We start from the raw sequence: 12,009 nt of genomic DNA on the forward strand, positions 1-12,009 counted from the left end.
CGGTCGAGACATGGCCGACGGGTTGCGGGAGCGGAAGAAGCAGGAGACGCGGATCGCGTTGAGCTGGGCGGCGGTCCGGCTCACGGTCGAGCGCGGGTACGGCAACGTGCGGATCGAGGACATCGCCGCCGAGGCCGGCGTCTCGCTGCGGACCTTCCGGAACTACTTCGACAGCAAGGCCGACGCGATCGCCGCCCGCGAGGTCGACCGCAGCCTGCGGATCGCCGAGGAGCTGCGCGCGCGGCCCGCCGACGAGCCGTTGTGGGTGGCGATCCGGACGGCGATCGAGCGGCACTTCGCGCTCGGCGAGGAGGGCCACGGCGGGCAGCGGCCGCCCGACGAGAAGTGGCTCGCCGGGATCCGGTCGATGATGACCGAGCCCGCGCTGCAGGGCGCGATCCTGCGCGCGTACGCCCAGGTCGGCGAGGAACTCGCGGCCGCGGTCGCCGACCGCACCGGTACGTCGGGGCTGTACCCGCGGCTTGTCGCCGAGGTGATCGGCGCCGCCCGGTCGGTCGTGATGGCGGAGTGGATGCGGGCCGATCCGCCGCGGTCGATCGGCGACCTGCTGGGGTCGGCGCTCGACCAGATCGAAGCCGGCCTGCCCGTCCCCGAATAACCAACGCAACTACTTGACCCTGGCGACCCGCCGGGGTGGTCAGTCATGCCTGAATGGAGGGGTCTCATGGACACGGATGTGGTGATCGCCGGAGCCGGACCGAACGGCCTGATGCTGGCGAGCGAACTGCGGTTGGCCGGTGTCCGGCCGATCGTGCTGGAGAAACTGCCGGAACGCAGCACGGTTCCGCGCGCGAACGGGCTGGTCGGCCAGGTCGTCCGGATGCTCGACCGCCGCGGACTCTACGAGCGGTTGAGCAGTACGCCGGGGGCGCCGGAGCCGACGCCCGGCTTCGTGTTCGGCGCGATGCCGCTGCACCTGGAGATGCTGGCGGACAACCCCATGTACCTGCTGCAAGTGCCGCAGGTACGGATCGAGGAGGTGCTCCAGGAGCGCGCGCTCGAACTCGGGGCGGAGATCCGGCGCGGGCACGAACTGCTCGGCTTCACCCAGGACGCGGACGGCGTGACGGTGTCGCTGTCCGGGCCGGACGGCGAGTACGAACTGCGCACCCGGTACCTGGTCGGCGCCGACGGCGCGCACAGCCGGACCCGGAAACTCGCCGGAATCGACTTTCCCGGCGTGACGAACGACTCGATGGTGTCCCGGACCGGCAGCGCCGCGGTGCCGCCGGAATGGGTCGAGGACGGACTGCTGAAGATTCCCGGGTACGGCGCTGTCCCGCCGTTCCTGCACCAGCGGACCGAGCGCGGGCTGTTCGTCTGGGCGCCGTTCCCGGGGCGGCTGCCGGGGATCAGTACGGGGGAGTGGGACGCGCCGCCGGAGGGTGAGATGACCTTCGAGGAGTTGCAGGCGAGTGCCGACCGGGTGCTGGGGGCTCACCTGCCGCTGACCGTGCCAACGGGTGACGGCGTACGGCAGCTTCGGCGGGTGGTCGGTGGGAACAGCCGGCTGGCGTCGCATTTCCGTTCCGGACGGGTGTTGCTGCTGGGTGATGCCGCGCACGTGCATTCCGCGATGGGTGGTCCGGGGTTGAACCTCGGCCTGCAGGATGCGGTGAATCTCGGGTGGAAGCTCGCCGCCGACGTCCAGGGCTGGGCGCCGCCCGGGCTGCTGGACACGTACGAGTCCGAGCGGCGGCCGGTCGGCGAGCGGGTCGTGATGCAGACTCAGGCACAGTCCGCACTGATTGCCCCAGGCAACGAGGTGACCGCGCTGCGGAAGCTCTTCGGCGAGTTCCTGACGGATCCGGGCACCGTGCAGCGGATCGCGGACCTGATGTCCGGCGCGGACATCCGGTACGGCGGCGGCGCGCATCCGCTGGTCGGGCGGTGGGCTCCCGATCTGCGGGTGGGCGAGGTGCGGCTGGCCGAGCTGATGCACTCGGGCCGCCCGTTGCTCGTCGACCTGACACCGTCCGGAACGTTCTCCGGGACACGTGTCCCGGAACAGGTCGAGGTGCACGCCGCGCCGGGTGAGCGGGCGATCGCGCTGCTGATCAGGCCGGACGGGTACGTCGCCTGGGCCGCCGAGCAGGACGGCGACGCCGAGCGGGACGGGCTGCGGGACGCGCTCGAGCAGTGGTTTCAGCCGCGGCCCTTGACCAGCGCGACCAGGTAGCGGCAGGTCGCCGTACCCGGGTTGTGGAACGTCGTCGGGAGTGGTGCGCCGAGCTGCAGGCAGTCGCCGGTCTGCAGCTCGTGCACCTGCGAACCCTCGTGGAACCGCAGGTTTCCGTCCAGGATCCAGAGTTGCTGGTACTTGAAGATGTACGCGTCGGCCGGGTACGAGACCGCGGCGCCGGGCGGCAGTTCGACCTCCACGAGTTCCAGCGGGCCGTCGGTCAGCGGCGACACCGCCCGCCGGCGGTACCCGGTGGCCGGATCCGTCCAGACCGGCTGATCGGCGGCCCGGCGGAGCAGTTCGTCGGTGTTCTCCGCCCGGGCGACCAGTTCGGACAACGTCATCCCGAGCGCGCCGGAGAGCTTGCCGAGCAGTACGGCGGTGGGCTGCGCCTCGCCGCGCTCGATCTTCCCGATCATCGCGCGGGACACCCCGGACCGCTCCGCCAAGGCGTTCACGGACAGGTCCTGCCCGACCCGCGCCTGGTGGACTGTCGCGGCCAGCGAACGAGACAGATCGTCAATCACGTTGCCACTATAGCGGCAGTTGTGGCTACTATCGTGTCATGGTTCAGGTCAGAGACGCTTCGGCCGCGGACGCCGAGGCCTGCGCGGCGATCTACGCGCCCTATGTCACCGGCACCTCGATCACGTTCGAACTCGAGCCGCCGACGGTCGCCGAGATGGCCGAGCGGATCACCAAGTCGGTCGCCACCCACGCCTGGCTGGTCCTCGAGGACGACGGCCAGGTCGTCGGCTACGCGTACGGCGGCCCGATGAAGCCGCGCCCGGCGTACCGCTGGTCCTGTGAGGTCAGCGTCTATCTGAGCCCCACGCACCACGGCAGAGGCGCCGGCCGCAAGCTCTACGAGGCACTCTTCGATCGCCTGATCGCGCGGGGCTACCGGACCGCCGTCGCGGGTGTGACCTTGCCGAACCCCGCGAGCGAGGCGCTGCACAAGTCGCTCGGCTTCGAGCCGATCGGCGTCTACCGGAACATCGGCTGGAAACACGACGCCTGGCACGACGTCGCCTGGTCCCAGCGACCACTGTCCGAGCTCCCGGACCCACCCGAAGAACCCCGCTAGCGCTACTTCGTGGGGTCGGTCATCGGCGGGCAGGAGTCGCCTGGCTTGGTGACGAGCTCGAAGTGCCAGATCTCGTTGGAGAGGGTCTGGCACAGGCCGTAGCGGTTGCCTTTGCGGTTCAGCCAGTCGTCGGCGTCGGTCGGGCCGATGTCGACGGCGTGGCCGGTGACGTGATGCGACTCGTCCGGGTCGGCGACGTACTCGAGGGCCTTCTTCTTGCTGCCGTACTTGCGGATCGCCTTCTCCAGCAGCTCTTCCTGGTACTTCTTGCTGCGCCAGCCGGTGGTCACCTGCATCCGGATCCCGTCTGCCTTCATCGCGGTCTCGGCCTCCTGGACCGCCTTGCGGAGCGCCGGATCGAGCTTGGTGATCCCGGGCAGGTCGGTGTCGTACGCCGACGTGTGGTCGGGCAGTACGCCGTCCTCCGCGTTCGGCGGACCCTTGTGTGTGGGGGCCGATCGGGTGGCTTTTCCGCCGGAGGTATGCGGTTCGTTCTGGGCGGAAACCGTAGTACAGGCGGCGACGGTGAGACTGATGACCGCGGCAACGATCGCGAACCCGGCCAGCACGCTCAGCCGGCGGTCACGAGCAATTCGATCGGTGAGCATGCCAACAGTTCATCCGGGCGGATGTTGCCAGAACGTCTGGTGTTTCCGATACGTTTTCGATACCCCGGACCTGGTTCAATGGACAGCATGCGGGTGCTGGTCGTGGAGGACGAGGTCTATCTCGCCGAGGCGATCCAGGCGGGGCTGCGGCTGGAGGCGATCGCGGCCGACCTCACCTTCGACGGGAACGCCGCCCTGTCGGCGCTGACCGTGAACGACTACGACGTGGTGGTCCTCGACCGGGACCTGCCCGGCATCAGCGGCGACCAGGTCTGCCGCGAGATCGTTGCGCAGGGCATCGGCTGCCGGGTGCTGATGCTGACCGCGGCGGGCGACCTGGACGACAAGGTCACCGGGTTCGAGCTCGGCGCCGACGACTACCTGACGAAACCGTTCGAACTGCGCGAACTCGTCGTCCGGCTGCGGGCGCTGGTCCGCCGGCCGGTGGTCGCGACGCCGACGGTGATCGAGTACGCCGGGGTCCGGCTGGACCCGTTCCGCCGGGAGGTGCACCGGTTCGGGCGGTACGTGAAACTCACCCGGAAACAGTTCGCCGTACTGGAGGTGCTGATGACCGCGCGCGGTGGTGTGATCAGTGCGGAAACCCTGCTGGAGAAGGCCTGGGACGAGAACGCGGATCCGTTCAGCAACGCCGTACGGATCACGATCTCCGTGCTTCGGAAACGGCTCGGTGATCCGTGGGTGATCCACACGGTGCCGGGCGTCGGCTACCGCGTCGGGGAGAGATGAGCGGCGAACGGCTGCTGACCTGGCGGCCGCGACTGACCGTCCGGCTGCGGCTCACCCTGAGCTACGCCGGGCTGCTGGTCGTCTCCGGCCTTGTCGTCTCGTGCATCATCTGGCTGGTCTTCCGGATCGTCCCGAACTACCCGTTGACCGCCGCCAACCCGCGCGACCTGCGGGGCGGCCCGCCGCCGACGCGCGGCGAGATCCTCGACCTGGTGGTGAAGCTTTCCGGCTGGTCGCTCGGTTTCCTGGCGATCGTCGGGCTCGCGGGCGGCTGGCTGCTCGCCGGGCGGATGCTGCGGCCGTTGCAGGAGATCACCGCCGCGGCCCGCCGGGCGGCGAGCGGATCGCTCGACCATCGGGTCGGGCTGACCGGGATCCGGGACGAGTTCACCGACCTTTCGGACACGTTCGACGAGATGCTCGACCGGTTGCAGGTGTCGTTCGAGCAGTACCGCCGGTTCGCAGCGAACGCCTCGCACGAATTGCGGACGCCGCACGCGGTGATGAAGACGATGCTCGAAGTGGCGCAGGCCGATCCGGAGCACCAGGACGTACCGGAGCTCGTGAAACGGCTGGCCGAGACCAACCAGCGCGGGATCGACATCGTGGAGACGCTGCTCAGCCTCACCGCGCTGAACAACCGCGAGATCGAGACCGACCCGGTCGACCTGGCCGCCGTCCTGCGGTCCGCCTGGCCGGCGCTGTCCGCGGAGGCCGCCGGGGCCGGCGTCGCGCTGACCGCCGAGGTCGCCGAATCAGTTGTCGAAGGCAATGAGATCCTGCTGCACCAGCTGGTCACGAACCTGGTGCAGAACGCGATCCGGCACGGCGGCAGAACGGTTTCCGCACACGTGCTCCCGGGCCGGCTGGAAGTCCGCAACGACGGCGACGTACTGACCGCCGAGCAGGTGCGGACCTTCGTCGAGCCGTTCGCGAAACGCCGGTACGGCGCCGGGCACGGGCTCGGGCTGGCGCTCGCCGACCGGATCGTCGAGGTCCACCACGGCGGGCTCGAGCTCACCCCGAACCCGGCCGGCGGCCTGACCGCGACCGTTGTCCTCCCGCCGGCGAACCTCGACGGCTGACCCGGCAGGCAGTTGGCCCGGTCCAGGGGCGAGGATGGTCCGGTGAGTGACGAGCGCCGTGCGGACGACCAGCGGGTGACGGTACGACAGGCTGTCGAGGAGGACGACGCCGCGCTGCTCGCGATCGAGCGCGTCGCGTGGGACGCGTCGTCCGGGTTCCCGTCGTACAGCGAGACCCTGCAGGACACGTTCTTCACCCGCAGCGGTCCAGAGGCCCACCTCGTCGCGGAGTACGACGGCAAGGTGGTCGGGTACCTCCGGCTACAGGACAAGTACCCGTTCCCCGAGGGTGCCGGCGTCCTCGCGATCAACGGCATCGCTGTCGCACCCGAGGCCCGCCGGCTCGGTGTCGGCAACGCCCTGATGACCGCCACCACCGCCGAGGCCCGCAGCCGCGGCGCCCGCAAGATCACCCTGCACGTCCACGGCGTCAACACCCCGGCGAGGCAACTGTACGAACGCCACGGCTACGTCGTAGAAGGCATCCACCCCGCCGAATTCCTCATCGAGGGCACCCCGGTGGACGCCCTCGACATGGCGAAGACGCTTTAACGACTGATCACCGGCGAGAAGATGTTCCAGATGCTGCCCGTCCCCGGAACGTACACGCGGTACCGCCGGGTGCGGTTCGGATAGTAGTTGTACGGCACCTGGCCGACGCTGTTGGTGGTCACGTACGCCAGCCCCTTCCAGGTCGTCGTACCGATGTCCTGGTACTGGATCAGCACCTGCTTGCTGGCCCAGCGGACCGAGCGTCCGGTAGTGGTACGCCAGTAGGAGACCGTGGTGAGCAGCGCCGTACGGCTGCCCTTGCGGCCCCCGGTCAGCGCCGCCACGGAGGCCGCCTTCGACACCGAGGTCGCGCCGGACAGATCGGCAACCTTGACGCCGTTGAAGTCGGTCGCGCCGCCGGCGGGCTTCCACGTGATGGTGCCGATCGGCGCCCCGGCGCCGGAAACGGTGAAGCTGACCTCGCGGGCGTGGTTGAGGAACTGCAGCCGTCCCTCGGGGTACATGGTCGCCGCAGGCGTGCTCTTCCACACGGCGGTGTTGATGGTCAACGGGCAGTTCGCGCCCAGCTTGGCGACGAAGTTGTTGTTCGCCGCGCCGATGGACAGCCGCGACGGAACGACGAGTGAGCAGGTCGCGGTCGCCTGTTGCGGGGCGGCCTGGGCGGGTTGGGTGACGAACAGACCGGCCGCCACGAGTGCGGCGGCCGGTCCGATGGTTCGGAGCTTCAAGAGTTCCCCCTCTTCGAAGTGTTGGGGGAACGTTAGCGGGTTACGGGTTGAGGCCGTGGTCGCGGAGCCAGGGTTCGGGGTCGATGGGGGAGCCGCCGCCGGGGAGGACCTCGAAGTGGACGTGGGGGCCGGTGGTGTTGCCGGTCATGCCGATGCGGCCGACCATGGAGCCGGCCTGGACCGAGTCGCCGACCGAGACGTCGAACTCGGACATGTGGCTGTACGACGTGACCGTGCCGTCGGCGTGCCGGACCTTCACCTGGCGGCCGTACGCGCCTTCCCAGTCGGCCTGGATGACCTGGCCGGCCATGACCGAAAGGACCGGCGTACCCATCGGGGCCGCGAAGTCGAGGCCGGTGTGCTTGTGCGCCCAACGCCCGCCGGCCTGGTTGAACCGGGCGGTGAGGTGGTAGCCGGTGGTCGGGAGCACGATCTTCGGTGCGGCGGCGACGATCGCCGCCTGCTTGGCGGCCTCCGCCTGCTTCGCGACGGCGGCCTGCTTGGCGATCGCCGCGGCCTTGGCGGCCGCTTCCGCCTTCGCAGCCTCGAGGGCCTTGGCGCTGTCCGCGGCCTTCTTCGCGGCGGCGGCCTTGGCGGCGGCCAGCGCGAGCGCCCGGCGCTCCGTCAGGGTCGCGGCGGCGGCCAGTTTGTCGGTGCGCTGCTTGGCCGCGTTCGACACGGCGGCCTTCTGCGCCGCGGCCAGTGACAGGTCGATCCGGGACATGTCCCGCGAGCTGAGGTCGCGCCGGTCGATCCGGGCCGCGGTCAGCGCGTCGGCCTGTGCGGCACTCAGCTGGGGTACGTCGTTCGCGGCGGCCGGGCCGGTGGCGGACGACGCGAGGGCGACGGTCGTCGTCCCGGCGGCGGCCGCGAGGGCGGCGGTCAGACCGATCAGGTTGTTACGGCGAGTGAAACCGCGACGGGAGAACCGGTGCTTGGCCACCCGGCGCAGGGCAGCCGGACGACTGGACGTCTGCCGATCTGCGTTCGGCGCGTCTTGGTGAGTGGGCACGAGAAGCCTTCCAGGGGAGGGGAATCCGTCGATGAGGGGGTTCGACGGCTCAACGACCATAACGACGAGATCACGGGCCGCCCAAACACAGGTTGCGAAAAGTTGAACGAAATCGGCCACGTTCCGTGAGGGCTTCCTGCCGCCTGGTGGATGCTCAGGCGTGCGCGCGGCAGGCAACAAAGGCGCCGGAAGCGTGACGCGGATCACCCGAACTTTGGCGCGGAGCAGCCCCCGTGGACCGGTATAAGCCGTCCATATATTGAGAGCTTTGTCGACCCACTTACTATTCTTTCAAGCGCGTCCCATACTGAAATGACACGAGCGACGAGAGGGGACGGGCATGACGCGCAAACCGCCGTACTACCGCCTCCACATCGACCTGCTCCGGGTCTCCAGCGCCCTCTGTCCGCGCTGACCCGCGCCGCCCTTCCCATTCCTGCCCTTCGCCGCCGAAGGGTCCGCGAAGCCTGCCCACCGCCAGGGAGCGATCGTGTCCACCACTTCAGTCACGCCTGCGTCCGGTACCACCGGACCGCCGGCCCTGTCCCTTGAAACCGACCTGCCTGTGGTCGCCCGCCGGCACCCGTGGCGCTGGGTCGGCGTCGGGGTCGTCCTGGTCCTGCTCGCGATGTTCGCGCACGGCCTGGCCACGAACCCCGGGTGGGACTGGCCGACGTTCTTCCAGTTCTTCGCCACCCGGACGATCTTCTCCGCGCTCTGGGTGACCGTGCAGCTGACCGTCTACGGAACCGTGCTCGGGTTCGTGCTCGGCGCCGTACTCGCCTCGATGCGGCTGTCCAGCAGCCCGTTCCTGCAATTGGTTGCCTGGGGCTACATCTGGGCGTTCCGCTCGATCCCGCTCATCGTGCAGCTGCTGTTCTGGTTCAACATCGCCTATCTGTACAAGGAGCTCAGCCTGGGCATCCCGTTCGGGCCGGAGTTCGTGCACTTCAGTACGAACGACCTGTTCGGTCCGCTCGGGGCCGCCGTACTCGGGCTGGCGCTGCACCAGGCGGCGTACGCCGCGGAGATCATCCGGGGCGGGATCATCTCGGTCGACGCCGGCCAGACCGAGGCGGCCGCGGCCCTCGGGATCCCGAAACTGCGGCAGTTCTTCCGGATCGTGCTGCCGCAGGCGATGCGCTCGATCCTGCCGAACGGCGCGAACGAGGTGATCAGCCTGTTCAAGGGCACCTCGATCGTCTCGGTGATGGCGATCCCGGAGCTCTTCTACCAGGTGCAGGTGATCTACGGCCGGAACAGCCGGGTCGTCCCGCTGCTGATGGTCGCGACGGTCTGGTACATCGTGCTCACCACGCTGCTGTCGATCGTGCAGTACTACGTGGAACGCCGGTTCGCGCGAGGCACGACGCGATGATCGACATCCGCGGGGTACACAAGAGCTTCGGCGATCTCGAAGTACTGAAGGGCATCGACCTGGAGGTACCGGCCGGTGACGTGACCGTGATCCTCGGGCCGTCGGGTTCGGGGAAGTCCACGCTGCTGCGGTCGATCAACCATCTGGAGAAGGTGGACCGCGGTCTGATCCGGATCGACGGCGAGCTGATCGGGTACCGGCGGCGCGGCGACAAGCTGCACGAACTGCGCGAGCGGGAGATCCTCCGGCAGCGGTCGCAGGTCGGGTTCGTGTTCCAGACGTTCAACCTGTTCGCGCATCTGACCGTGCTGGAGAACGTCGTCGAGGCACCGGTCTCGGCGCAGCGGCGCAAGCGCAGCGAGGTCGTGCCGTATGCGCGCGAACTGCTCGAGCGGGTCGGCGTCGGCGACAAGGCCGACGTGTATCCGCGGCAGCTGTCCGGCGGGCAGCAGCAGCGGGTCGCGATCGCGCGGGCGCTCGCCCTGAAACCGAAGGTGCTGTTGTTCGACGAGCCGACCAGCGCGCTCGACCCGGAACTCGTCGGCGAGGTCCTCGACGTGATCAAGGAACTCGCCCGGGACGGCGCCACGATGGTCGTCGTCACGCACGAGATCGGTTTCGCCCGGGAGATCGCCGACACGGTGGTCTTCATCGACGGCGGCCGGATCGTCGAGTCGGGTCCGCCGCGCGAGGTGCTCGACAACCCTGTCCACGAACGCACCCGTGCGTTCATCTCGAAGGTGCTCTGATGAAACGGCTTCTTGTCCTTTCCCTCGCGTTGCTGACCCTCGCCGGCTGCGGCGCGCAGGCGACCGCCTCCTCCGAATCCGACACCGGTGTGAACACCTCGGCGTCGCAGGATCGGGTGACCACCACGAAGAACGACGCCGCGGCCGCCCTGCTGCCGGCCCGGGTCCGCGACCGGGGGACGTTGGTCGTCGGCGCCGGGTTCGGCAGCGGCAGCGTGCCGCTCGGCTTCTACGCCGACGACAACAAGACCCCGATCGGGCTCGAGGTGGACATCGCGTACCTGGTCGCCGGCGCGCTCGGCCTGAAACCGGAGATCGAGGTGACGAGCTGGGAGAACCTGTTCGTCGGGCTCGACTCGGCGAAGTACGACGTCGGGTTCTCGAACATCACGGTGACCGAGAAGCGCAAGCAGAAGTACGACTTCGCGACGTACCGCAAGGACGACATCGCGTTCGAGGCGAAGAAGGGCGGTAGCTGGCGGGTCACCAGCGGCAAGGACATCGCGGGGAAGACGATCGCGGTCGGTTCCGGTACGAACCAGGAGAAGATCCTGGTCGACTGGAACGAGGCGAACGTGAAGGCCGGGTTGCCGGCGGCAACGATCAGGTACTTCCAGAAGAACACCGACACGTACCTGGCCCTCAGCTCCGGGCGGATCGACGCGTACTTCGGCCCGAACCCGTCGATCGCGTACCACGTCAAGACGTCCGGCGAGACCGAGACGATCGGGAAGTTCTCCGGCGCCGGGCCGACGCTGCAGGGGCTGATCGCGGCCACCACCAAGAAGGACGACGGACTGGTGAAGGCGTACCAGGCGGCGCTGAACGCGGTGATCGCGGACGGCAGCTACGCCAAGGTGCTGGCGCGCTGGAACGTGTCCACTGAGGCGGTCGCGAAGTCCGAGATCAACCCGCCCGGCCTCCCGATCACGAGCTGAGGACAACTGATGAGAAAACGTTTGATACTGGCTTCTGCGGTGGTCCTGCTGCTGGGTGCCTGCGCCGATCCGCAGACCAGTACGACGTCGAAGGCGTCCGAGGTCGCGTTCGACACGTCGGCGAAGCAGTCGCACATCACCTCCGCGAAGGTGGACTCGATCGCGGCCGAACTGCCGGCGGCGGTGCGCGAGTCCGGAAAGCTGGTGATCGGCAACGGATCGGCCGGCGGCGGGCAGCCGCCGCTCGGGTTCACCGCGGACGACAACAAGACACCGATCGGTGTCGAGATCGACATCGCCTACCTGGTCGCGAGTGTGCTCGGGCTGCAGCCCGACATCCAGACGACGAGCTGGGAGAACCTGTTCCTCGGGCTGGACTCAGGGAAGTACCAGGTCGGCATCTCGAACATCGGGGTCTCCGAGCTGCGCAAGGAGAAGTACGACTTCGCGTCGTACCGGCTCGGGCTGCACGCGTTCGAGGCCAAGAAGGGCTCCGGGCTGAAGATCTCCGGTCCGGCCGACATCGCGGGCAAGACCGTCGCCGTCGGTTCCGGGACGCTCCAGGAGGCGATCCTCGTCGACTGGAACAAGCAGAACGTCGCGGCCGGCCGCAAGCCGGCGACCATCAAGTACTACCAGCAGTCCGCCGACACCTACCTCGCGCTGCAGTCCGGCCGGATCGACCTGTATCTGGGCCCGAACCCGAACGCGTCGTACCACGTCGCCACTCAGCACCAGACCGAGATCGTCGGCACCGTCTCGTCCAGCTACCCGGTGCAGGGCCTGGTCGCGGTCGCGACGAAGAAGGACGACGGCCTGGTGAAACCGCTGGCCGACGCGCTGAACGCGGCGATCGCCGACGGCAGCTACGCCAAGGTGCTGGCCAAGTGGGGCCTGCAGGGCGAGGCCGTGCCGAAGTCGCTGATCAACCCGCCCGGCCTGCCGAAGAAATAGGAGA

General features: G+C 68.8%; 15 protein-coding genes. 11 read left to right on the top strand and 4 right to left on the bottom strand.

The window, feature by feature from the left end; translation table 11 throughout:
- The first annotated feature begins 10 nt into the window (after positions 1-10).
- Positions 11-619, top strand: coding sequence for a TetR/AcrR family transcriptional regulator (locus ACQHIV_RS35425; RefSeq protein ID WP_427888698.1), 609 nt, complete (start codon positions 11-13; stop codon positions 617-619).
- A 66-nt stretch (positions 620-685) separates the two neighbouring features.
- Positions 686-2,200 carry an FAD-dependent monooxygenase gene (locus ACQHIV_RS35430; protein ID WP_427888700.1) on the top strand — a complete coding sequence of 505 codons (1,515 nt, stop codon included), beginning with the start codon at positions 686-688 and terminating at the stop codon, positions 2,198-2,200.
- On the opposite strand, the gene ACQHIV_RS35435 is transcribed toward ACQHIV_RS35430, so the two are convergent.
- Positions 2,167-2,730: a helix-turn-helix domain-containing protein gene (locus ACQHIV_RS35435; protein WP_427888702.1), complete on the bottom strand. Its 564-nt coding sequence runs from the start codon at positions 2,728-2,730 to the stop codon at positions 2,167-2,169. The genes ACQHIV_RS35430 and ACQHIV_RS35435 overlap by 34 nt on opposite strands.
- 38 nt (positions 2,731-2,768) lie before the next feature.
- On the opposite strand from ACQHIV_RS35435, the gene ACQHIV_RS35440 reads away from it, so the two are divergent.
- The gene (locus ACQHIV_RS35440) at positions 2,769-3,290 is read left to right on the top strand and encodes an N-acetyltransferase family protein (protein ID WP_427888704.1); all 522 of its coding nucleotides are present in this window, start codon (positions 2,769-2,771) and stop codon (positions 3,288-3,290) included.
- A gap of 2 nt (positions 3,291-3,292) precedes the next feature.
- Here the strand turns inward: ACQHIV_RS35440 and ACQHIV_RS35445 are convergent, their stop codons facing one another.
- Positions 3,293-3,898 carry a M15 family metallopeptidase gene (locus tag ACQHIV_RS35445; RefSeq protein ID WP_427888706.1) on the bottom strand — a complete coding sequence of 202 codons (606 nt, stop codon included), beginning with the start codon at positions 3,896-3,898 and terminating at the stop codon, positions 3,293-3,295.
- 87 nt (positions 3,899-3,985) lie between these two features.
- Between ACQHIV_RS35445 and ACQHIV_RS35450 the strand changes: the two genes are divergently transcribed.
- The 3 genes from ACQHIV_RS35450 to ACQHIV_RS35460 are packed head-to-tail and all read left to right on the top strand — an operon-like array spanning position 3,986 to position 6,285.
- Entirely contained in the window at positions 3,986-4,648 is a 663-nt protein-coding gene (locus ACQHIV_RS35450) for a response regulator transcription factor (RefSeq protein ID WP_427888708.1), read from the top strand.
- Entirely contained in the window at positions 4,645-5,733 is a 1,089-nt protein-coding gene (locus ACQHIV_RS35455; protein ID WP_427888710.1) for a sensor histidine kinase, read from the top strand. The genes ACQHIV_RS35450 and ACQHIV_RS35455 overlap by 4 nt, the downstream gene beginning before the upstream one ends.
- 42 nt (positions 5,734-5,775) lie before the next feature.
- Positions 5,776-6,285 (top strand): N-acetyltransferase family protein, encoded by a 510-nt coding sequence (locus tag ACQHIV_RS35460; protein WP_427888712.1) that lies wholly within the window; start codon positions 5,776-5,778, stop codon positions 6,283-6,285.
- Here ACQHIV_RS35460 and ACQHIV_RS35465 read toward each other — a convergent pair.
- Together ACQHIV_RS35465 and ACQHIV_RS35470 are read right to left on the bottom strand one after the other, a co-directional pair.
- Positions 6,282-6,974 carry a hypothetical protein gene (locus ACQHIV_RS35465; protein WP_427888714.1) on the bottom strand — a complete coding sequence of 231 codons (693 nt, stop codon included), beginning with the start codon at positions 6,972-6,974 and terminating at the stop codon, positions 6,282-6,284. The genes ACQHIV_RS35460 and ACQHIV_RS35465 overlap by 4 nt on opposite strands.
- A gap of 40 nt (positions 6,975-7,014) precedes the next feature.
- A complete protein-coding gene (locus ACQHIV_RS35470; protein WP_427888716.1) occupies positions 7,015-7,917 on the bottom strand; it encodes a M23 family metallopeptidase in 903 nt (300 codons plus the stop codon).
- A gap of 409 nt (positions 7,918-8,326) precedes the next feature.
- Between ACQHIV_RS35470 and ACQHIV_RS35475 the strand changes: the two genes are divergently transcribed.
- From ACQHIV_RS35475 to ACQHIV_RS35495, 5 genes are all read left to right on the top strand, one after another.
- Entirely contained in the window at positions 8,327-8,401 is a 75-nt protein-coding gene (locus ACQHIV_RS35475) for a putative leader peptide (protein ID WP_420488556.1), read from the top strand.
- Positions 8,402-8,476: 75 nt separating this feature from the next.
- Positions 8,477-9,364, top strand: a complete 888-nt coding sequence (locus ACQHIV_RS35480; protein ID WP_427888718.1) for an amino acid ABC transporter permease — start codon at positions 8,477-8,479, stop codon at positions 9,362-9,364.
- Positions 9,361-10,113 (top strand): amino acid ABC transporter ATP-binding protein, encoded by a 753-nt coding sequence (locus ACQHIV_RS35485; RefSeq protein ID WP_427888720.1) that lies wholly within the window; start codon positions 9,361-9,363, stop codon positions 10,111-10,113. Before ACQHIV_RS35480 ends, ACQHIV_RS35485 begins: the two co-directional genes overlap by 4 nt.
- Positions 10,113-11,051: an ABC transporter substrate-binding protein gene (locus ACQHIV_RS35490; protein ID WP_427888721.1), complete on the top strand. Its 939-nt coding sequence runs from the start codon at positions 10,113-10,115 to the stop codon at positions 11,049-11,051. Before ACQHIV_RS35485 ends, ACQHIV_RS35490 begins: the two co-directional genes overlap by 1 nt.
- 9 nt (positions 11,052-11,060) lie before the next feature.
- Complete coding sequence (locus ACQHIV_RS35495) at positions 11,061-12,005, top strand: ABC transporter substrate-binding protein (RefSeq protein ID WP_427888722.1); 945 nt, start codon at positions 11,061-11,063, stop codon at positions 12,003-12,005.
- Positions 12,006-12,009: the final 4 nt, after the last annotated feature.

Source organism: Kribbella polygonati (genome assembly GCF_050320105.1).
In the GTDB taxonomy this organism is placed as follows: Bacteria; Actinomycetota; Actinomycetes; order Propionibacteriales; family Kribbellaceae; genus Kribbella.

Bases quoted from the DNA above. Each gene is read 5' to 3' on its own strand.
- ACQHIV_RS35455 (WP_427888710.1), top strand. From the start codon at position 4,645: ATGAGCGGCGAACGGCTGCTGACCTGGCGGCCGCGACTGACCGTCCGG.
- ACQHIV_RS35430 (WP_427888700.1), top strand. From the start codon at position 686: ATGGACACGGATGTGGTGATCGCCGGAGCCGGACCGAACGGCCTGATG.
- ACQHIV_RS35485 (WP_427888720.1), top strand. From the start codon at position 9,361: ATGATCGACATCCGCGGGGTACACAAGAGCTTCGGCGATCTCGAAGTA.
- ACQHIV_RS35495 (WP_427888722.1), top strand. From the start codon at position 11,061: ATGAGAAAACGTTTGATACTGGCTTCTGCGGTGGTCCTGCTGCTGGGT.
- ACQHIV_RS35445 (WP_427888706.1), bottom strand. From the start codon at position 3,898: ATGCTCACCGATCGAATTGCTCGTGACCGCCGGCTGAGCGTGCTGGCC.
- ACQHIV_RS35440 (WP_427888704.1), top strand. From the start codon at position 2,769: ATGGTTCAGGTCAGAGACGCTTCGGCCGCGGACGCCGAGGCCTGCGCG.
- ACQHIV_RS35450 (WP_427888708.1), top strand. From the start codon at position 3,986: ATGCGGGTGCTGGTCGTGGAGGACGAGGTCTATCTCGCCGAGGCGATC.
- ACQHIV_RS35490 (WP_427888721.1), top strand. From the start codon at position 10,113: ATGAAACGGCTTCTTGTCCTTTCCCTCGCGTTGCTGACCCTCGCCGGC.
- ACQHIV_RS35425 (WP_427888698.1), top strand. From the start codon at position 11: ATGGCCGACGGGTTGCGGGAGCGGAAGAAGCAGGAGACGCGGATCGCG.